The organism is Pseudomonas sp. MIS38 (assembly GCF_019891575.1).
Taxonomy (GTDB): domain Bacteria; phylum Pseudomonadota; class Gammaproteobacteria; order Pseudomonadales; family Pseudomonadaceae; genus Aquipseudomonas; species Aquipseudomonas putida_A.
Window position 1 is genome coordinate 69,505 of sequence record NZ_JAFLXF010000013.1, and the last position, 20,034, is coordinate 89,538.

The 20,034-nt window shown below is 59.8% G+C and carries 17 protein-coding genes and 1 pseudogene; 17 read left to right on the top strand and 1 reads right to left on the bottom strand.

The annotated features are described in order from the left end of the window. Positions 1-155 precede the first annotated feature (155 nt). From J1G18_RS16270 to nuoN, 15 genes are all read left to right on the top strand, one after another. Positions 156-917, top strand: a complete 762-nt coding sequence (locus J1G18_RS16270; RefSeq protein WP_096795640.1) for a secretin N-terminal domain-containing protein — start codon at positions 156-158, stop codon at positions 915-917. 473 nt (positions 918-1,390) lie between these two features. Then, entirely contained in the window at positions 1,391-2,716 is a 1,326-nt protein-coding gene (gene aceA / locus J1G18_RS16275) for an isocitrate lyase (protein WP_003223815.1), read from the top strand. A 645-nt stretch (positions 2,717-3,361) separates the two neighbouring features. Then, on the top strand, positions 3,362-3,775 hold the full coding sequence (locus tag J1G18_RS16280) for an NADH-quinone oxidoreductase subunit A (protein WP_003223812.1): 414 nt from the start codon (positions 3,362-3,364) through the stop codon (positions 3,773-3,775). Between the two features lie 10 nt (positions 3,776-3,785). Continuing rightward, positions 3,786-4,460 (top strand): NuoB/complex I 20 kDa subunit family protein, encoded by a 675-nt coding sequence (locus tag J1G18_RS16285; RefSeq protein ID WP_003223809.1) that lies wholly within the window; start codon positions 3,786-3,788, stop codon positions 4,458-4,460. Between the two features lie 69 nt (positions 4,461-4,529). Next, entirely contained in the window at positions 4,530-6,314 is a 1,785-nt protein-coding gene (gene nuoC / locus J1G18_RS16290) for an NADH-quinone oxidoreductase subunit C/D (RefSeq protein ID WP_003223807.1), read from the top strand. Positions 6,315-6,316: 2 nt separating this feature from the next. Then, positions 6,317-6,814 (top strand): NADH-quinone oxidoreductase subunit NuoE, encoded by a 498-nt coding sequence (gene nuoE / locus J1G18_RS16295; RefSeq protein WP_003223804.1) that lies wholly within the window; start codon positions 6,317-6,319, stop codon positions 6,812-6,814. Then, on the top strand, positions 6,811-8,166 hold the full coding sequence (gene nuoF / locus J1G18_RS16300; protein ID WP_041073222.1) for an NADH-quinone oxidoreductase subunit NuoF: 1,356 nt from the start codon (positions 6,811-6,813) through the stop codon (positions 8,164-8,166). Before nuoE ends, nuoF begins: the two co-directional genes overlap by 4 nt. A 136-nt stretch (positions 8,167-8,302) precedes the next feature. Continuing rightward, a complete protein-coding gene (gene nuoG / locus J1G18_RS16305) occupies positions 8,303-11,017 on the top strand; it encodes an NADH-quinone oxidoreductase subunit NuoG (protein WP_223008068.1) in 2,715 nt (904 codons plus the stop codon). Further along, positions 11,014-12,021, top strand: coding sequence for an NADH-quinone oxidoreductase subunit NuoH (gene nuoH, locus J1G18_RS16310; protein ID WP_007964859.1), 1,008 nt, complete (start codon positions 11,014-11,016; stop codon positions 12,019-12,021). The genes nuoG and nuoH overlap by 4 nt, the downstream gene beginning before the upstream one ends. A gap of 11 nt (positions 12,022-12,032) precedes the next feature. Then, a complete protein-coding gene (nuoI, locus tag J1G18_RS16315) occupies positions 12,033-12,581 on the top strand; it encodes an NADH-quinone oxidoreductase subunit NuoI (protein WP_003223795.1) in 549 nt (182 codons plus the stop codon). Positions 12,582-12,590: 9 nt separating this feature from the next. Next, complete coding sequence (nuoJ, locus tag J1G18_RS16320) at positions 12,591-13,091, top strand: NADH-quinone oxidoreductase subunit J (RefSeq protein WP_003223793.1); 501 nt, start codon at positions 12,591-12,593, stop codon at positions 13,089-13,091. Between the two features lie 3 nt (positions 13,092-13,094). After that, positions 13,095-13,403: an NADH-quinone oxidoreductase subunit NuoK gene (gene nuoK / locus J1G18_RS16325; RefSeq protein WP_003223790.1), complete on the top strand. Its 309-nt coding sequence runs from the start codon at positions 13,095-13,097 to the stop codon at positions 13,401-13,403. Further along, complete coding sequence (nuoL, locus tag J1G18_RS16330) at positions 13,400-15,253, top strand: NADH-quinone oxidoreductase subunit L (RefSeq protein ID WP_115990180.1); 1,854 nt, start codon at positions 13,400-13,402, stop codon at positions 15,251-15,253. Before nuoK ends, nuoL begins: the two co-directional genes overlap by 4 nt. Before the next feature lie 39 nt (positions 15,254-15,292). Continuing rightward, positions 15,293-16,825 carry an NADH-quinone oxidoreductase subunit M gene (nuoM, locus tag J1G18_RS16335; protein ID WP_003223785.1) on the top strand — a complete coding sequence of 511 codons (1,533 nt, stop codon included), beginning with the start codon at positions 15,293-15,295 and terminating at the stop codon, positions 16,823-16,825. Between the two features lie 7 nt (positions 16,826-16,832). Further along, positions 16,833-18,296 (top strand): NADH-quinone oxidoreductase subunit NuoN, encoded by a 1,464-nt coding sequence (gene nuoN / locus J1G18_RS16340; RefSeq protein WP_003223784.1) that lies wholly within the window; start codon positions 16,833-16,835, stop codon positions 18,294-18,296. A 191-nt stretch (positions 18,297-18,487) separates the two neighbouring features. On the opposite strand, the pseudogene J1G18_RS16345 reads toward nuoN, so the two are convergent. Then, a pseudogene (locus J1G18_RS16345) lies at positions 18,488-18,951 on the bottom strand (GNAT family N-acetyltransferase). Between the two features lie 369 nt (positions 18,952-19,320). Here J1G18_RS16345 and J1G18_RS16350 point away from each other — a divergent pair. Both J1G18_RS16350 and J1G18_RS16355 read left to right on the top strand, forming a co-directional pair. Then, the gene (locus J1G18_RS16350) at positions 19,321-19,671 is read left to right on the top strand and encodes a toxin (protein ID WP_135296915.1); all 351 of its coding nucleotides are present in this window, start codon (positions 19,321-19,323) and stop codon (positions 19,669-19,671) included. Next, positions 19,661-19,975, top strand: coding sequence for a helix-turn-helix domain-containing protein (locus J1G18_RS16355; RefSeq protein WP_027614657.1), 315 nt, complete (start codon positions 19,661-19,663; stop codon positions 19,973-19,975). Before J1G18_RS16350 ends, J1G18_RS16355 begins: the two co-directional genes overlap by 11 nt. Positions 19,976-20,034: the final 59 nt, after the last annotated feature.

Sequence of the window (20,034 nt, forward strand, 5' to 3'; positions counted from 1 at the left end):
GGAGCGAGCTTGCTCGCGAAGAGGCCAGCAAGAACACCACAAAACGCCCCGACATCAACCGATGCCGGGGCGTTTTGCTGTCTACGATTCAACTTGCCCCACCCCGGGCCGACAAACTGGCAATATCAAGCCTTTCGAAAGCGGAGATAACGGACATGTCCCTACGCACCCTGCTCACCACCCTGCTGCTCGGTTGCAGTTTTTCGGTGATGGCAGCCACAGAAATCGTGCCTCTCAACTACCGCACCAGCGCCGACATGTTGCCGATGGCGCAAGACTTTATCGGCAAGGACGGTCAGGTCAGCGCCTATGGCAACCAACTGATCATCAAGGCCGAGCCGGACAAGATTCAGGAACTCAAAGCGCTGATTACCCAGCTCGATACTGCGCCCAAACGCCTGTTGATCACGGTTGATACCAATGAAAACAACGGTCGCGGCGATGAAGGCTACTCGGTCAACGGCGCGCAGCCGAATCAGACCCGCATTATCAGTCGCAGCACCGCCAGCCGTGACGGCGGCGTGCAGCAAGTACAGGCTACCGACGGCATGCCGGCGCTGATCCAGGTCGGCCAAAGTGTGCCGATCACCAGCAGCCAGACCAACTCCTACGGCGATTACAGTAGCCAGACCCAATACCGCAACGTCACTCAAGGCTTCTACGTCACCGCCAGCGTCACCGGCGACATCGTTCACCTGGCAATCAGTACCAACCGTGACCGCATGAGCCAGGAACGTCCCGATGTAGTGAACGTGCAAAGTACCGACACAACAGTGAGCGGACGCCTGGGCGAATGGATCACCCTCGCCGGCGTAAATCGCCAGACTCAGGCCGACAAACAGGGCCTGACCCGCAGCTACTCGACTCAAGGCCGGGATGACATGACTTTACGGGTCAAAGTCGACGCCCTGGACTAAAGCACCGAAAACTGACTGATTAGTCGTATTAGACGAAAGATGTAGTGCTTGAAAAAAAGCACTACAAAACGTTTGACGAGCCAAAAAAGCGAAGGCATGATGGCCTCGCTCCCGCTAATCAGAGGCCCTGGCAAGGGCCTTCGAAGCGATGTTCGCACCTACCCCGCGAACCGCTTCGTGTCTGTACCGCCCACAAGGTGTGTTTGACGAGGTTGCCGACTGGAACGAAGTTGTCCCGAGGGACGGAAGCGTAATTAGGTAACCCGGCTTCACGCTGTAGTCCGTATAAAGGCCCACGACGCCCGAATGCGCCCGCAGTCCGCCACTACCTGCTCACTTCCCCTCGAGCCCATCGTTCATCCCGTCGCCTCCCCCGCCGAATCCGACTTGACCACCTAAGCTTCTGGTCAGCGAGCGCAGGAATTTTCCACCGCAGAACAACTTTTCATAAAGACGCGACGAGGTTTATCTCCATGGCACTGACACGCGAACAGCAAATTGCAGCCCTTGAAAAAGACTGGGCTGAAAACCCGCGCTGGAAAGGCGTGACTCGCACTTACTCCGCTGCTGACGTCGTCCGTCTGCGTGGCTCGGTTCAACCTGAGCACACCTTTGCGAAAATGGGCGCCGAGAAGCTGTGGAACCTGGTGACCCAGGGTGCCAAGCCGTCCTTCCGCCCAGAGAAAGATTTCGTCAACTGCATGGGCGCCCTGACCGGCGGCCAGGCTGTTCAGCAGGTCAAGGCCGGTATCCAGGCGATCTACCTGTCGGGCTGGCAGGTGGCTGCGGACAACAACTCCGCAGAATCGATGTACCCGGACCAGTCGCTGTACCCGGTGGACTCGGTACCAACCGTGGTCAAGCGCATCAACAACTCGTTCCGTCGTGCTGACCAGATCCAGTGGAAGGCCGGCAAGAACCCGGGCGACGAAGGCTACATCGACTACTTCGCGCCAATCGTGGCTGACGCTGAAGCCGGTTTCGGCGGCGTACTGAACGCCTACGAGTTGATGAAGAGCATGATCGAAGCAGGCGCCGCCGGCGTTCACTTCGAAGACCAACTGGCTTCCGTGAAAAAATGCGGCCACATGGGCGGCAAGGTACTGGTTCCAACTCAGGAAGCCGTACAGAAGCTGACCGCTGCTCGTCTGGCGGCTGACGTTGCCGGCACGCCGACCATCATCCTGGCGCGTACCGACGCCAACGCGGCTGACCTGCTGACTTCGGACTGCGATCCGTACGACCAGCCGTTCGTGACTGGCGAGCGTACTCAGGAAGGCTTCTACAAGGTACGTGCCGGTCTGGATCAGGCGATTGCCCGTGGCCTGGCCTACGCACCGTACGCCGACCTGATCTGGTGCGAAACCGCCAAACCGGATCTGGAAGAAGCCCGTCGCTTCGCTGAAGCGATCAAGAAGGAATACCCGGACCAACTGCTGTCGTACAACTGCTCGCCTTCCTTCAACTGGAAGAAAAACCTGGACGACGCGACCATCGCCAAGTTCCAGCGCGAACTGTCCGCCATGGGCTACAAGCACCAGTTCATCACCCTGGCCGGCATTCACAACATGTGGCACAGCATGTTCAACCTGGCGCACGACTACGCCCGCAACGACATGACTGCCTACGTGAAGCTGCAGGAGCAGGAATTCGCTGACGCCGCCAAGGGTTACACCTTCGTGGCTCACCAGCAGGAAGTGGGCACCGGCTACTTCGACGACATGACCACCGTGATTCAGGGTGGCTCGTCCTCGGTGACCGCGCTGACCGGTTCGACCGAAGAAGAACAGTTCCACTGATTCGGCTTCGCTGAGCAAACGGCCTTTGCGGATCGTATAGAAAGCTAACCGCAAAGCCGCAAGACTGACGCCCCGACTGGTTCGGGGCGTTTTTTTTTGCGCGCCGATTCCCCAAACACCACAGCCCCCCCCTTGTGGGAGCGGGCTTGCTCGCGAAAGCGTAGTGTCAGCTTGCAGATGCGCGACTGACCCACCGCTATCGCGAGCAGGCTCACTCCTACAGGGATGGACGTCGCTCGGACAAAAACATTGATCCAGAGCGGTACCAACGCCAGAAAAATCAGCTAAAACGGGCGCCACCGCTACTTGCAGTAACAGGCATATAAGACAACTTTCTGTTTACTGCGCCGCTAAACAGTTACAAAACCACTCCAAACGATATCAATTATCATTTAGCCGCAACTATGTTCGTTACATTCCCTACAAAACATTATTTGCATAAACCCGGCTAATGCCCGCAACGCATGGGCTGCAGGGCATTGGAGGTACGCTATGTCCTTATTCCAATAAATAATTTCGCTATAGGAATTTTACTTGCCGGGTGTTTAGCCATAAAATCAGCGCGATTGATTGCTGCGACATATCGTCACTGCCTATTTCTTTATCAAGCTCAGAGACCTTTGCTCTCTGTTAAGGATTACCAGCATGCCCGAAGCGACAGGACTCATGGCCCACAACTGGGGCTTTGCCATTTTCCTTCTGGGTGTCGTCGGCCTGTGTGCCTTCATGCTTGGCGTCTCCAGCCTCCTCGGGTCAAAAGCCTGGGGCCGCAGCAAAAACGAACCGTTCGAGTCCGGCATGCTACCTACAGGTGGCGCCCGCTTGCGGCTCTCAGCCAAATTCTATCTGGTCGCGATGCTGTTCGTGATCTTCGATATCGAAGCCCTCTTTCTCTTTGCATGGTCTGTGTCCGTCCGCGAAAGCGGCTGGACCGGATTCGTCGAAGCTCTCGTTTTCATAGCAATTCTGTTGGCAGGTCTTGTCTACCTGTTCCGAGTGGGCGCCCTTGACTGGGCTCCGGAAGCTCGTCGCAAGCGGCAGGCGAAGCTGAAACAATGAGGCTTTGGCAATGCAATACAATCTCACCAGAATCGACCCCGATGCTCCTAACGAGCAGTATCCGATCGGCGAACGGGAAACCGTTTCCGATCCGTTAGAGGATCAAGTTCACAAAAACATTTTCATGGGCAAGCTCGAAGACGTGCTGAGTGGCGCGGTCAACTGGGGGCGTAAAAACTCCCTGTGGCCGTACAACTTCGGCCTTTCGTGCTGCTACGTGGAAATGACCACCGCCTTCACGGCGCCCCACGACATCGCGCGCTTTGGCGCCGAAGTTATCCGGGCATCACCGCGTCAGGCCGACTTCATGGTTATCGCCGGTACCTGCTTCATCAAGATGGCGCCGATCATTCAGCGTCTCTACGAGCAGATGCTCGAGCCTAAGTGGGTTATCTCCATGGGTTCGTGCGCCAACTCCGGTGGCATGTACGACATCTACTCCGTGGTTCAAGGGGTGGACAAGTTCCTGCCCGTGGACGTCTACGTACCTGGCTGCCCGCCTCGTCCAGAAGCATTCCTTCAAGGCTTGATGCTGTTGCAGGAATCGATTGGACAGGAGCGTCGTCCGCTTTCCTGGGTCGTTGGCGACCAAGGCGTTTATCGCGCCGACATGCCTTCGCAAAAGGAACAGCGCCGCGAACAGCGAATCGCAGTCACCAATCTGCGCAGCCCTGACGAAGTCTGATCCAGTCTGTTTCAAAGAAACGAGAAGCTGGCTTCATTCTTTACGTTGACCGAAAGCGAAAAAATAACCATGACTACAGGCAGCGCTCTGTACATCCCGCCTTATAAGGCAGACGACCAGGATGTGGTCGTCGAATTGAACAACCGTTTTGGCGCCGAAGCGTTCACCGCTCAGTCGACCCGCACCGGCATGCCGGTGCTGTGGGTGGCGCGCGCCAGACTTGTCGAAGTCCTGACCTTCCTGCGCAACCTGCCCAAGCCGTACGTCATGCTCTATGACCTGCACGGCGTGGACGAGCGTCTGCGCACCAAGCGTCAAGGGCTGCCATCGGGCGCCGACTTCACCGTGTTCTATCACCTCATGTCGCTTGAGCGTAATAGTGACGTGATGATCAAAGTCGCCTTGTCCGAAAGCGACCTGAGCTTGCCGACCGTCACCAGCATCTGGCCGAACGCCAACTGGTACGAGCGTGAAGTCTGGGACATGTTCGGCATCGACTTCAAAGGCCACCCACACCTGTCGCGCATCATGATGCCGCCGACCTGGGAAGGTCACCCGCTGCGCAAGGACTTCCCGGCGCGCGCCACCGAATTCGATCCGTTCAGCCTCAACCTCGCCAAGCAGCAGCTTGAGGAAGAAGCCGCGCGCTTCCGTCCTGAAGACTGGGGCATGAAGCGTTCCGGGGCCAACGAGGACTACATGTTCCTCAACCTGGGCCCGAACCACCCTTCGGCGCACGGTGCGTTCCGCATCATTCTGCAACTCGACGGTGAAGAGATCGTCGACTGCGTACCGGACATCGGTTACCACCACCGTGGCGCCGAGAAGATGGCCGAGCGTCAGTCCTGGCACAGCTTCATCCCGTACACCGACCGTATCGACTACCTCGGCGGCGTGATGAACAACCTGCCGTACGTGCTCTCGGTCGAGAAGCTGGCCGGCATCAAGGTCCCGGAGAAGGTCGACGTCATCCGCATCATGATGGCCGAGTTCTTCCGGATCACCAGCCACCTGCTGTTCCTGGGCACCTACATCCAGGACGTCGGCGCCATGACCCCGGTGTTCTTCACCTTCACCGACCGCCAGAAGGCGTACACGGTGATCGAAGCCATCACCGGTTTCCGTCTGCACCCGGCCTGGTACCGCATCGGTGGCGTCGCCCACGACCTGCCGCGCGGCTGGGACAAACTGGTGAAAGACTTCGTTGAATGGCTGCCGAAGCGCCTCGACGAATACACCAAGGCTGCCCTGCAGAACAGCATCCTCAAAGGCCGGACCATCGGCGTCGCGCAGTACAACACCAAAGAAGCCCTGGAATGGGGCGTCACCGGTGCCGGCCTGCGTTCGACCGGTTGCGACTTCGACCTGCGTAAAGCGCGTCCGTATTCCGGCTATGAGAACTTCGAATTCGAAGTACCGCTGGCCGCCAACGGCGATGCCTACGATCGCTGCATGGTGCGCGTCGAAGAGATGCGCCAGAGCATCAAGATCATCGACCAGTGCATGCGCAACATGCCGGAAGGCCCGTACAAGGCGGATCACCCGCTGACCACGCCGCCGCCGAAAGAGCGCACGCTGCAGCACATCGAAACCCTGATCACGCACTTCCTGCAAGTTTCGTGGGGCCCGGTCATGCCGGCCAACGAATCCTTCCAGATGATCGAAGCGACCAAGGGCATCAACAGTTATTACCTGACGAGCGACGGCGGCACCATGAGCTACCGTACCCGGATCCGCACTCCGAGCTTCCCGCACCTGCAACAGATCCCTTCGGTGATCAAAGGCAGCATGGTCGCGGACTTGATTGCGTACCTGGGTAGTATCGACTTCGTTATGGCCGACGTGGACCGCTAAGCATGAACAGCACGCTTATCCAGACAGACCGTTTCACCTTGAGTGAAACCGAGCGCTCGGCCATCGAGCACGAGCTGCATCACTACGAAGACCCGCGCGCGGCGTCGATCGAAGCCCTGAAGATCGTTCAGAAGGAACGCGGCTGGGTGCCGGATGGCGCCCTGTACGCGATCGGCGAGATCCTCGGCATCCCGGCCAGCGACGTTGAAGGCGTGGCGACGTTCTACAGCCAGATCTTCCGTCAGCCGGTCGGCCGTCACATCATTCGCGTCTGCGACAGCATGGTCTGCTACATCGGCGGCCACGAGTCGGTGGTCAGCGAAATCCAGAACAATCTGGGCATCGGCCTGGGTCAGACCACCGCCGACGGTCGTTTCACCCTGCTGCCTGTCTGCTGCCTCGGCAACTGCGACAAGGCACCGGCGTTGATGATCGACGACGACACCTTTGGCGACGTGCAGCCTGCCGGCGTGGCCAAACTGCTCGAGGGCTACGTATGACCCTGACATCTTTCGGTCCCGCCAACCGCATCAAGCGTTCGGCCGAGACTCACCCGCTGACCTGGCGTCTGCGTGACGACGGCGAAGCCGTGTGGCTCGACGAATACCAGGCCAAGAACGGTTACGCCGCTGCGCGCAAAGCCTTCGCCGACATGGCTCAGGACGACATCGTCCAGACCGTGAAAGACGCCGGCCTCAAAGGTCGCGGCGGTGCAGGCTTCCCCACTGGCGTGAAGTGGGGCCTGATGCCCAAGGACGAATCCATCAACATCCGCTACCTGCTGTGCAACGCGGACGAGATGGAGCCGAACACCTGGAAAGACCGCATGCTGATGGAGCAACTCCCCCATCTGCTGATCGAAGGCATGCTGATCAGTGCCCGCGCACTGAAAACCTACCGTGGCTACATCTTCCTGCGTGGCGAGTACACCACCGCCGCCAAGCACTTGAATCGTGCCGTGGAAGAAGCCAAGGCTGCGGGCCTGCTGGGCAAGAACATTCTGGGCAGCGGTTTCGATTTCGAACTGTTCGTCCACACCGGCGCCGGACGTTACATCTGCGGTGAAGAAACCGCACTGATCAACTCCCTCGAAGGCCGCCGCGCCAACCCGCGCTCCAAGCCGCCCTTCCCTGCCGCCGTCGGCGTGTGGGGCAAGCCGACCTGCGTGAACAACGTGGAAACCCTGTGCAACGTGCCGGCGATCATTGCCGACGGCGTTGACTGGTACAAATCGTTGGCCCGCGAAGGCAGCGAAGACATGGGCACCAAGCTCATGGGCTTCTCCGGCAAGGTCAAGAATCCGGGGCTGTGGGAGCTGCCATTCGGCGTCACCGGTCGCGAGCTGTTCGAAGACTACGCCGGCGGCATGCGAGACGGTTACAAGCTCAAGGCTTGGCAGCCAGGTGGCGCCGGTACCGGTTTCCTGTTGCCGGAACACCTCGACGCACAGATGTACGCCGGCGGCATCGCCAAAGTGGGCACCCGGATGGGTACCGGCCTGGCGATGGCGGTGGACGACAGCGTCAACATGGTCTCCTTGCTGCGCAACATGGAGCAGTTCTTCGCTCGCGAATCCTGCGGCTTCTGCACCCCGTGCCGTGATGGCCTGCCATGGAGCGTCAAGCTCTTGATGGCCATCGAAGAAGGCCGTGGTCAGCCAGGCGACATCGAGACCCTGCTGGGTCTGGTCGGCTTCCTCGGCCCAGGCAAGACCTTCTGTGCTCACGCACCGGGTGCCGTGGAGCCGCTGGGCAGTGCCATCAAATACTTCCGTCCAGAGTTCGAAGCCGGTATCGCGCCTGCAAGCGCCGCCGTCCCGCCTCTGGCAAGGCCGATCGTAATCGGCGCGTAAACGCTTAAAAAGGCGAAGGGTCCGTGCCCTTCGCCTTTCGTCCGATGACGCCTTTCGGGGCTGACTGGATTCGGACGGATAACAAGATTCCATTAGCCACGCCCGCTGACACCGGGCCAACGAAGACCTTTGAACCATGGCCACTATCCACGTAGACGGCAAAGCGCTCGAAGTCGACGGGGCAGACAACCTGTTACAGGCATGTCTGTCGCTGGGCCTCGACATCCCTTATTTCTGCTGGCACCCCGCGCTTGGTAGCGTTGGGGCCTGCCGCCAGTGCGCGGTCAAGCAGTACACCGACGAGAACGACACCCGTGGTCGCATCGTCATGTCCTGCATGACCCCTGCCACCGACAACACCTGGATCTCCATCGACGATGAAGAATCCAAGGCGTTCCGCGCCAGTGTTGTCGAATGGCTGATGACCAACCACCCGCACGACTGCCCTGTGTGCGAAGAAGGCGGTCACTGCCACCTGCAAGACATGACGGTGATGACCGGCCACAACGAGCGCCGTTATCGATTCACCAAACGCACCCACCAGAACCAGCAACTGGGCCCGTTCATTTCCCACGAAATGAACCGCTGCATCGCCTGCTACCGCTGCGTGCGTTTCTACAAGGACTACGCCGGCGGCACCGACCTCGGTGTGTTCGGCGCCCACGACAACGTGTACTTCGGTCGCGTTGAAGACGGCACCCTCGAAAGCGAGTTCTCCGGCAACCTCACCGAGGTCTGCCCGACCGGTGTGTTCACCGACAAGACTCACTCCGAGCGCTACAACCGTAAATGGGACATGCAGTTCTCGCCGAGCATCTGCCATGGCTGCTCCAGCGGTTGCAACATTTCCCCGGGCGAGCGTTACGGCGAACTGCGTCGCATCGAAAACCGTTTCAACGGTTCGGTGAACCAGTACTTCCTGTGCGACCGTGGCCGTTTCGGTTATGGCTACGTCAACCGCACCGACCGTCCACGTCAGCCACTGCTGGCCGACGGCACCAAGCTGGGCCTGGATCAGGCGCTGGACAAGGCAGCCGATCTGCTGCGCGGGCGCAATATCGTCGGTATCGGTTCGCCGCGTGCCAGCCTCGAAAGCAACTACGCGCTGCGTGAACTGGTCGGCGCCGAGCATTTCTACTCCGGTATCGAAGCCTCCGAACTGGAGCGCATCCGTCTGGTCCTGCAAGTGCTCAAAGACAGCCCGCTGCCAGTGCCGAACATGCGCGACATCGAAGACCACGACGCCGTGTTCGTCCTCGGTGAAGACCTGACCCAGACCGCCGCCCGTATGGCGCTGTCCCTGCGTCAGTCGGTCAAGGGCAAAGCTGAAGACATGGCCGAAGCCATGCGCGTTCAGCCGTGGCTCGATGCCGCGGTGAAGAACATCGGTCAGCACGAACTGAACCCGCTGTTCATCGCCAGCCTGGCGGAAACCAAGCTCGACGACATCGCGGAAGAGTGCGTTCACGCCGCTCCGGACGATCTGGCGCGCATCGGCTTCGCTGTGGCCCACGCACTGGACGCCAGCGCCCCGGCCGTTGAAGGTCTGGACGCCGAAGCACTGGAACTGGCTCAGCGCATCGCTGACGCCCTGCTCGCGGCCAAGCGCCCGCTGATCATCGCCGGTACTTCGCTGGGTTCCAAAGCCTTGATCGAAGCGGCGGCGAACATCGCCAAAGCCCTGAAGCTGCGCGAGAAGAACGGTTCGATCAGCCTGATCGTGCCGGAAGCCAACAGCCTTGGCCTGGCCATGCTCGGTGGCGAATCGGTCGACGCGGCGCTGCAAGCCGTGATCGACGGCAAGGCCGACGCCATCGTCGTGCTGGAAAACGATCTGTACACCCGCACCTCGAAAGCCAAGGTCGATGCCGCGCTGAACGCTGCGAAAGCCGTGATCGTTGCCGACCACCAGAAAACCGCCACCACCGACCGCGCGCAACTGGTGCTGCCAGCGGCAAGCTTCGCTGAAGGCGACGGTACGCTGGTCAGCCAGGAAGGCCGCGCCCAGCGCTTCTTCCAGGTTTTCGATCCGCAATACATGGATGCGAGCATCCTGGTTCACGAAGGCTGGCGCTGGCTGCACGCCCTGCGCTCGACCCTGCTGAACCAGCCGATCGACTGGACGCAACTCGACCACGTCACCGCTGCCGTGGCGTCGAGCACCGAGCAACTGGCGCGTATCGTCGACGCCGCGCCGTCTGCCGCGTTCCGCATCAAGGGTCTGAAACTGGCGCGTGAGCCGCTGCGTTATTCCGGTCGCACCGCGATGCGCGCCGACATCAGCGTTCACGAACCGCGCACCCCGCAAGACAAAGACACCGCGTTCGCCTTCTCCATGGAAGGTTACTCGGGCTCGGCCGAACCGCGTCAGCAAGTGCCGTTCGCCTGGTCGCCGGGCTGGAACTCGCCGCAAGCCTGGAACAAGTTCCAGGATGAAGTCGGTGGTCACCTGCGTGCTGGCGACCCGGGCACCCGCCTGATCGAAAGCACCGGCGATTCGCTGAACTGGTTCGCCGCTGCTCCGCGCGCATTCAACCCGGCGCCGGGCACCTGGCAGGCCGTGCCGTTCTACCACCTGTTCGGCAGCGACGAAAACTCGTCGAAAGCCGCACCGGTACAGGAACGCATCCCGGCTCCGTACGTGGCGCTGGCCAAATCCGAAGCGGATCGCCTGGGCGTCAACGACGGTGCTCTGCTGAGCCTGAACGTGGCCGGCCAGACCCTGCGTCTGCCGCTGCGCATCAATGAAGAACTGGGCGCGGGTCTGGTGGCCTTGCCTGCGGGCATCGCCGGCATTCCACCGGCATTCGCCGGCCTGTCCGTCGACGGTCTGCAGGAGGCAGCGCAATGACCTGGTTCACCCCTGAAGTGATCGATGTGATCCTGACGGTCATCAAAGCCATCGTGATTCTGCTGGCCGTCGTGGTCGCGGGCGCGTTGCTGAGCTTTGTCGAACGTCGCCTGCTGGGCTGGTGGCAGGACCGTTACGGTCCGAACCGCGTTGGCCCGTTCGGCATGTTCCAGATCGCCGCCGACATGCTGAAGATGTTCTTCAAGGAAGACTGGACCCCGCCGTTTGCCGACAAGGTGATCTTCACCCTGGCACCGGTGGTCGCCATGTCCGCCCTGCTGATCGCGTTCGCGATCATCCCGATCACCCCGACCTGGGGCGTGGCGGATCTGAACATCGGCCTGCTGTTCTTCTTCGCCATGGCCGGTCTGTCGGTCTACGCGGTGCTGTTCGCCGGCTGGTCGAGCAACAACAAGTTCGCCCTGCTCGGCAGCTTGCGTGCTTCGGCGCAGACCGTGTCCTACGAAGTGTTCATGGGCCTGGCCCTGATGGGCATCGTGGTGCAGGTCGGCTCGTTCAACATGCGCGACATCGTCGAGTACCAGGCGCAGAACCTGTGGTTCATCATTCCGCAGTTCTTCGGCTTCTGTACCTTCTTCATCGCTGGCGTCGCCGTGACTCACCGTCACCCGTTCGACCAGCCGGAAGCGGAACAGGAACTGGCCGACGGTTACCACATTGAATACGCCGGTATGAAATGGGGCATGTTCTTCGTCGGTGAATACATCGGCATCATCCTGATCTCGGCGCTGCTGGTCACCCTGTTCTTCGGTGGCTGGCACGGTCCGTTCGGCATCCTGCCGCAACTGTCCTTCGTCTGGTTCGCACTGAAGACCGCGTTCTTCATCATGCTGTTCATCCTGCTGCGCGCTTCCATCCCGCGTCCGCGTTATGACCAGGTGATGGATTTCAGCTGGAAATTCTGCCTGCCACTGACCCTGATCAATTTGCTGATAACCGCTGCGGTTGTGTTGTGGAACACACCTGCGGTTGCGGTTCAGTGAGGATTTGACCCATGTTCAAATATATTGGCGACATCGTTAAGGGTACCGGTACCCAGTTGCGCAGCCTGGTCATGGTCTTCGGCCATGGCTTCCGCAAGCGCGACACCCTGCAATACCCGGAAGAGCCGGTCTACCTGCCACCACGCTACCGTGGTCGCATCGTCCTGACCCGTGACCCCGATGGCGAAGAGCGTTGCGTAGCCTGCAACCTGTGCGCCGTGGCGTGCCCGGTAGGTTGCATCTCGCTGCAGAAAGCTGAAACCGAAGACGGTCGCTGGTACCCGGACTTCTTCCGTATCAACTTTTCGCGCTGCATTTTCTGCGGTCTCTGCGAGGAAGCCTGTCCGACCACCGCAATCCAGTTGACCCCGGATTTCGAGATGGCCGAGTTCAAACGTCAGGACCTGGTGTACGAGAAAGAAGATCTTTTGATCTCCGGCCCCGGCAAAAACCCTGATTACAACTTCTATCGTGTTGCAGGTATGGCAATCGCTGGCAAGCCGAAAGGCTCTGCGCAGAACGAAGCCGAACCGATCAACGTGAAGAGCTTGCTGCCTTAAGGAAGAACGATGGAATTCGCTTTCTATTTCGCATCGGGTATCGCGGTGGTGTCCACGCTTCGTGTGGTCACCAACACCAACCCTGTGCACGCCCTGCTCTACCTGATCATCTCGTTGATCGCCGTGGCCATGACCTTCTTCGCCCTCGGCGCACCGTTCGCCGGCGTGCTGGAAGTGATCGCCTACGCCGGCGCCATCATGGTGCTGTTCGTGTTCGTGGTGATGATGCTGAACCTGGGTCCCGCCTCGGTTCAGCAGGAACGCACCTGGCTCAAGCCCGGTATCTGGGCCGGGCCGGTGATTCTCGCCGCCCTGCTGCTGGCCGAACTGCTGTATGTGCTGTTCGCTCACCAGAGCGGCCAGGCCATCGGCCACACCACCGTCGATGCAAAAGCCGTGGGCGTCAGCCTGTTCGGTCCGTATCTGCTGGTGGTCGAACTCGCCTCGATGCTGCTGCTCGCCGCAGCCGTCACGGCGTTCCATTTGGGCCGTAACGAGGCGAAGGAGTAAGACATGCCTGCTATCCCTCTCGAACATGGATTGGCCGTTGCCGGCATCCTGTTCTGCCTTGGTCTGGTCGGCCTGATGGTCCGCCGCAACATTTTGTTCGTGTTGATGAGTCTGGAAGTGATGATGAACGCCTCTGCACTGGCCTTCATCGTTGCAGGCGCCCGTTGGGGCCAACCGGATGGACAGATCATGTTCATCCTGGTGATCAGCCTGGCAGCCGCCGAGGCCAGTATTGGCCTGGCGATCCTGCTGCAACTGTATCGCCGCTTCCACACGCTCGATATCGACGCTGCCAGTGAGATGCGCGGATGAACCTAATCTTTCTGACTTTTGTATTCCCTCTGATCGGTTTCCTGCTGCTGTCGTTCTCCCGTGGACGCTGGTCGGAAAACCTCTCGGCGCTGATCGGCGTGGGTTCCATTGGCTTGTCGGCGATCGTCGCCGCCTACGTCATCTGGCAATTCAACGTCGCGCCTCCCGAGGGCGGTCACTACACCCTGGTGCTGTGGAAGTGGATGGCGGTCGAAGGCTTCAAGCCTGACTTCGCCCTCTACATCGATGGCCTGTCGATCACCATGCTCGGCGTGGTGGTGGGCGTGGGTTTCCTGATCCACCTGTTCGCGTCCTGGTACATGCGCGGCGAAGCGGGCTACTCGCGCTTCTTCTCGTACACCAACCTGTTTATCGCCAGCATGCTGTTCCTGGTCCTCGGCGATAACCTGTTGTTCCTGTACTTCGGCTGGGAGGGCGTGGGTCTGTGCTCGTACCTGTTGATCGGTTTCTACTACAGCAACCGCAACAACGGTAACGCCGCACTCAAGGCTTTCATCGTGACCCGGATCGGCGACGTGTTCATGGCCATCGGCCTGTTCATCCTGTTCCAGCAAGTGGGCACGCTGAACATCCAGGAACTGCTGGTGCTGGCACCGCAGAAATTCCAGGTCGGCGACTTCTGGATCACCCTGGCGACCCTGATGCTGCTGGGTGGTGCGGTCGGTAAGTCGGCGCAACTGCCACTGCAAACCTGGCTCGCGGACGCGATGGCCGGTCCGACCCCGGTGTCGGCACTGATCCACGCTGCAACCATGGTGACCGCCGGTGTCTACCTGATCGCCCGTACCCACGGTCTGTTCACCCTGGCGCCGGAAATCCTGCACCTGGTCGGCATCGTTGGTGGTGTGACTCTGGTACTGGCCGGTTTCGCCGCACTGGTACAGACCGACATCAAACGTATCCTCGCCTACTCGACCATGAGCCAGATCGGCTACATGTTCCTGGCGCTGGGCGTTGGTGCCTGGGATGGCGCGATTTTCCACCTGATGACCCACGCCTTCTTCAAGGCCCTGCTGTTCCTTGCTTCCGGTGCGGTGATCGTTGCCTGCCACCACGAGCAGAACATCTTCAAGATGGGCGGTCTGTGGAAAAAGCTGCCACTGGCCTACGCCAGCTTCATCGTCGGTGGTGCTGCACTGGCCGCCCTGCCACTGGTCACCGCAGGCTTCTACTCCAAGGACGAAATCCTTTGGGAAGCGTTCGCCAGCGGCAACCACGGTCTGCTTTACGCAGGTCTGGTCGGCGCGTTCATGACTTCGCTGTACACCTTCCGCCTGATCTTCATCACGTTCCACGGTGAAGCCAAGACTGAAGCCCACGCCGGTCACGGCATCTCTCACTGGCTGCCACTGTCGGTGCTGATCGTACTGTCGACGTTCGTCGGCGCCATGATCGTTCCACCGCTGCACGGCGTACTGCCTGAGAGCGTTGGCCATGCCGGTGGTGAAGCCAAGCACAGTCTGGAAATCGCTTCGGGCGCCATCGCCCTGGCCGGTATCCTGCTGGCGGCCCTGCTGTTCCTCGGCAAGCGTCGCTTCGTGACCGCGATCGCCAACAGCGGCGTCGGCCGTTTCCTTTCAGCCTGGTGGTTCGCTGCCTGGGGCTTCGACTGGATCTACGACAAACTGTTCGTCAAGCCGTACCTTGCGATCAGCCATGTACTGCGCAGAGACCCGCTCGACCAGACCATCGGTCTGATCCCGCGTATGGCCAAAGGCGGTCACACCGCCCTGAGCCGCACCGAGACCGGTCAACTGCGTTGGTATGCCGCCTCGATGGCTGCTGGTGCCGTGCTGGTAATCGGCGCCATCGTGCTGGTAGCGGTCTGATATGAACCTTGCGAATTTGCGAAAGGAAACGAGCCCGTCATGATTCTGCCTTGGCTAATCCTGATCCCCTTCATCGGCGGCCTGCTGTGCTGGATGGGTGAGCGCTTCGGCGCTACCCTCCCCCGCTGGATTGCGCTGTTGACCATGACCCTGGAACTCGCCCTCGGCCTCTGGCTGTGGGCCCACGGTGACTATTCATTTGCTCCGGCGCCTGGCGCCGATCCGACCTGGGCGCTCGAGTTCAAGCACGTCTGGATCCAGCGCTTCGGCATCAACGTGCACCTGGCCCTCGACGGCCTGTCGCTGTTGATGATCCTGCTGACCGGCCTGCTGGGTATCCTCTCGGTACTCTGCTCGTGGAAAGAGATTCAACGTCACGTTGGCTTCTTCCACCTGAACCTGATGTGGATCCTGGGCGGCGTGGTCGGCGTGTTCCTCGCCCTCGACCTGTTCATGTTCTTCTTCTTCTGGGAAATGATGCTGGTGCCGATGTACTTCCTCATCGCGCTCTGGGGTCACAGTTCTTCGGACGGCAAGAAAACCCGGATCTACGCAGCGACCAAGTTCTTCATCTTCACTCAGGCTTCCGGCCTGATCATGCTGGTGGCGATCCTCGGTCTGGTGCTGGTCAACTTCAACAACACTGGCGTGATTACCTTCAACTACGCCGACCTGTTGAAGACCAAGATGTCGATGACCACCGAGTACATCCTGATGCTCGGCTTCTTCATCGCCTTCGCGGTCAAGCTGCCAGTTGTACCGTTCCACTCGTGGCTGCCTGATGCCCACGCCCAGGCGCCGACTGCCGGTTCCGTCGACCTCGCCGGTATCCTGCTGAAAACCGCGGCCTACGGTCTGCTGCGTTTCGCCCTGCCGCTGTTCCCGAATGCTTCGGCCGAGTTCGCGCCGATCGCCATGACCCTCGGTCTGATCGGGATCTTCTACGGTGCGTTCCTCGCGTTCGCGCAAACCGACATCAAGCGTCTGATCGCCTTCTCGTCCGTTTCCCACATGGGCTTCGTACTGATCGGCATCTACTCCGGCAGCCAACTGGCACTGCAAGGTGCAGTGATCCAGATGCTGGCGCACGGTCTGTCGGCCGCGGCACTGTTTATCCTCAGCGGTCAGCTGTACGAGCGTCTGCACACCCGTGACATGCGTGAGATGGGCGGTCTGTGGTCGCGTATCGCTTACCTGCCGGCGATCAGCCTGTTCTTCGCCGCCGCTTCGCTGGGTCTGCCGGGTACCGGTAACTTCGTCGGCGAGTTCCTGATCCTGATCGGTACGTTCGCCAGTGCGCCATGGATCACCGCGATTGCCACCTCCGGTCTGGTGTTCGGTTCGGTCTACTCGCTGATCATGATCCACCGTGCCTACTTCGGTCCGTCGAAATCGGATTCGATACTGCACGGCATGGACGGTCGCGAACTGATCATGGTGCTGGGCCTTGCGGTGCTGCTGATTTACCTCGGCGTCTACCCGCAACCGTTCCTCGACACTTCCGCCGCCACGATGCATGGCGTGCAGCAGTGGCTCGGCACCGCCTTCACTCAACTCGCTTCGGCCCGGTAAGAGCGCTATGGAATTCACGATTCAACACTTTATTGCGCTTGCGCCACTGTTGATCACCAGCCTCACCATTATCGTGGTGATGCTGGCAATCGCCTGGCGCCGCAACCACTCGCAGACCTTCCTGATCTCGGTCGCCGGTCTGAACCTGGCCCTGCTGTCGATCCTGCCAGCCCTGAAAGTCGCGCCTCTGGCCGTGACCCCGTTGCTGCAAGTCGACACCTTCGCCTGCCTGTACATGGCGCTGATCCTGGTCGCCACCCTCGCTTGTGTAACCCTCGCCCACGCCTACCTCGGCGATGGCGGTTCGGGTTACCCGGGCAACCGTGAAGAACTGTACCTGCTGATCCTGATGGCCGCCGCCGGTGGTCTGGTTCTGGTCAGCGCGCAGCACCTGGCCGGTTTGTTCATCGGTCTGGAACTGCTGTCGGTGCCGGTCTACGGTCTGGTGGCTTACGCCTTCTTCAACAAGCGTTCGCTGGAAGCCGGTATCAAGTACATGGTGCTGTCGGCCGCCGGTTCCGCGTTCCTGTTGTTCGGTATGGCCCTGCTCTACGCTGACGCCGGCACCCTGAGCTTCAACGGTATCGGTCAGGCCCTGGCCACCACCAACCTGCCGAGCTCGCTGGCTCAATTGGGTCTGGGCATGATGCTGATCGGTCTGGCATTCAAGCTGTCGCTGGTACCGTTCCACCTGTGGACGCCGGACGTGTACGAAGGTGCTCCGGCGCCGGTCGCCGCGTTCCTCGCCACGGCGTCGAAGGTTGCCGTATTCGCGGTGATGGTGCGTCTGTTCCAGATCTCCCCTGCCGCGAGCAGTGGCGTGCTGAGCGACGTACTGAGCGTGATCGCCGTCGCCTCGATCCTGTTCGGTAACCTGCTGGCCCTGACCCAGAGCAACCTCAAGCGTCTGCTCGGTTACTCGTCCATCGCGCACTTCGGCTACCTGCTGATTGCCCTGGTGGCGAGCAAGGGTCTGGCGGTGGAAGCCATCGGCGTGTACCTGGTTACTTATGTGATCACCAGCCTCGGCGCGTTCGGCGTGATCACTCTGATGTCCTCGCCGTACAACGGCCGTGACGCCGACGCGCTGTACGAGTACCGCGGCCTGTTCTGGCGCCGTCCGTACCTGACCGCCGTGCTGACCGTGATGATGCTGTCCCTGGCCGGTATTCCGCTGACCGCTGGCTTCATCGGCAAGTTCTACATCATCGCCACCGGTGTCGAGTCGCACCAATGGTGGCTGGTCGGTTCGCTGGTACTGGGCAGCGCCATCGGCGTGTTCTACTACCTGCGCGTGATGGTCACCCTGTACCTGATCGAACCGAACCTGCGCCGCCACGACGCCCAACTGCACTGGGAACAGAAGGCAGGCGGCGTGATGTTGCTGGCCATCGCCCTGGTCGCGTTCTTCCTCGGTGTGTACCCGCAGCCATTGCTGACCCTGGTTCAGCAGGCGGGTCTGGCGGGCTGATTGCTCGACTGGCTGGAAACGGAAACGGCACCTTCGGGTGCCGTTTTTGTTTTACGGATTCTATGCAGCAACAAATAACCTGTGGCGAGGGAGCTTGCTCCCGCTGGGACGCGAAGCGGCCCCGCTGTTCAGCTGAGAAGCGGGGACTGCTACGCAGTCCAGCGGGAGCAAGCTCCCTCGCCACAATGGCATCACAGTTTCTTCACCATTGGCACGCAGGCCAGTTGCAGACCAGAAGGCGATTGATAAATTGCACTCCCCTCCCCGATGTAACCGCAGCGCCGGTAAAAATCGACAGCGTTCAATGTCGCGTCCAGACACACCTCTGCCAGCCCAGCTCCCGCGCCAGATCTTCGAGAAAGAACAGAACACGCTTGCCCAGCCCACGCTGCATGAAATCCGGGCGGATGAAGATTGCGCCGATTTCATGCTGCTCCAGATCAAGCATTCCAGTTGCTACAGGTTCACCCTCAGTGCAGACCAGATAGAAATGCTTTGCCATGAGCGTGTCGTAGCCGTCTTCGGCCGCTCCTTTGGTCCAGTCGAGCATTTGCTGCTGGCTGTAGGCACCGATGCATTGGTGCCGGATGGCCAGTCGCCGAATGTCGAACGCGATCTGCGCATCGTCCGGGGTAGCTCTTCTGATGTCGAACATTTCTCTCTCCTTGAGCCATGTGCGGACGGGGCATGAAAAAGCCCCGTCCATTGCTGGCGGGGCTTTGGGTAAACGTCAAATGACAAACACGTATGACCTTATGGCCCGCCGGAAGCGGTCATGGAGGAGCACATCTTGGTCATTCGAAGTTGGACAGTCATGGGGCGATAGTGCTGCGGATTGTTCCGACACGTCAACTGCTAAGCCTCCTCGCTACTCAATCGAACGTTCTCACCACACTCGTCGATTCGTCCTACAGGTGTTTTTACGACCGGCGTCTACCGTTCAAAAAGGGACGAAAAGGACGGCCTGGAGGCCTTGACCGATTCGATTATCGAGACAACACTATACGTAGGTAGCGTACAGAACATGGATGCTCTATTTATCGAATTGCCTGTGTTTCAGAAGCACCGAGACGACTATCTGGATGACGATCTGTTTCGCAGCTTTCAATTGGAGTTGCTGAAAAATCCGGAAGCGGGCGATCTCATCGAGGACACAGGCGGGCTTCGTAAAATTCGCTTCAGCGACCAACGAAGAGGGAAAGGCAAGCGCAGCGGATTACGAGTGATTTATTACTGGTGGCCAGGCTTCGATCAGTTCTGGCTCTTTACCGTCTTCAACAAAAACGAGCAGGACGATTTGACGCCTGCCCAGAAAAAGCTTTTCAGAAAAACACTGGATAGAGAACTCAACGCGAGAAGCCACTATGAAACGTGACATTTTTTCCGAACTGATGGATGGACTGGAAGCACTGGCCGATGAACGCCAAGGCAAAATCACCTTGCGTACCCATAAGGTTCAGCTGCCAAAACTGATGCCGATCACTGCTGAGGAAGTGATAGCCATCCGTCAGCAACTTAATCTTTCCCGGTCAGTTTTCGCGATGTATCTACGCACCAATACGCGAACGCTCGAGAACTGGGAGCAAGGACGAGCTACGCCCAATGCTCAGGCCACAACCCTGATCCGTCTGGTCGAGCGTTTTCCACAGACAATCGAACAACTCGCAGCCCTGACCTGACACGGGGTTTTGATTCCAGCCACATGACGAAATTGTAATTCCCCCATCACCTTGGCGTT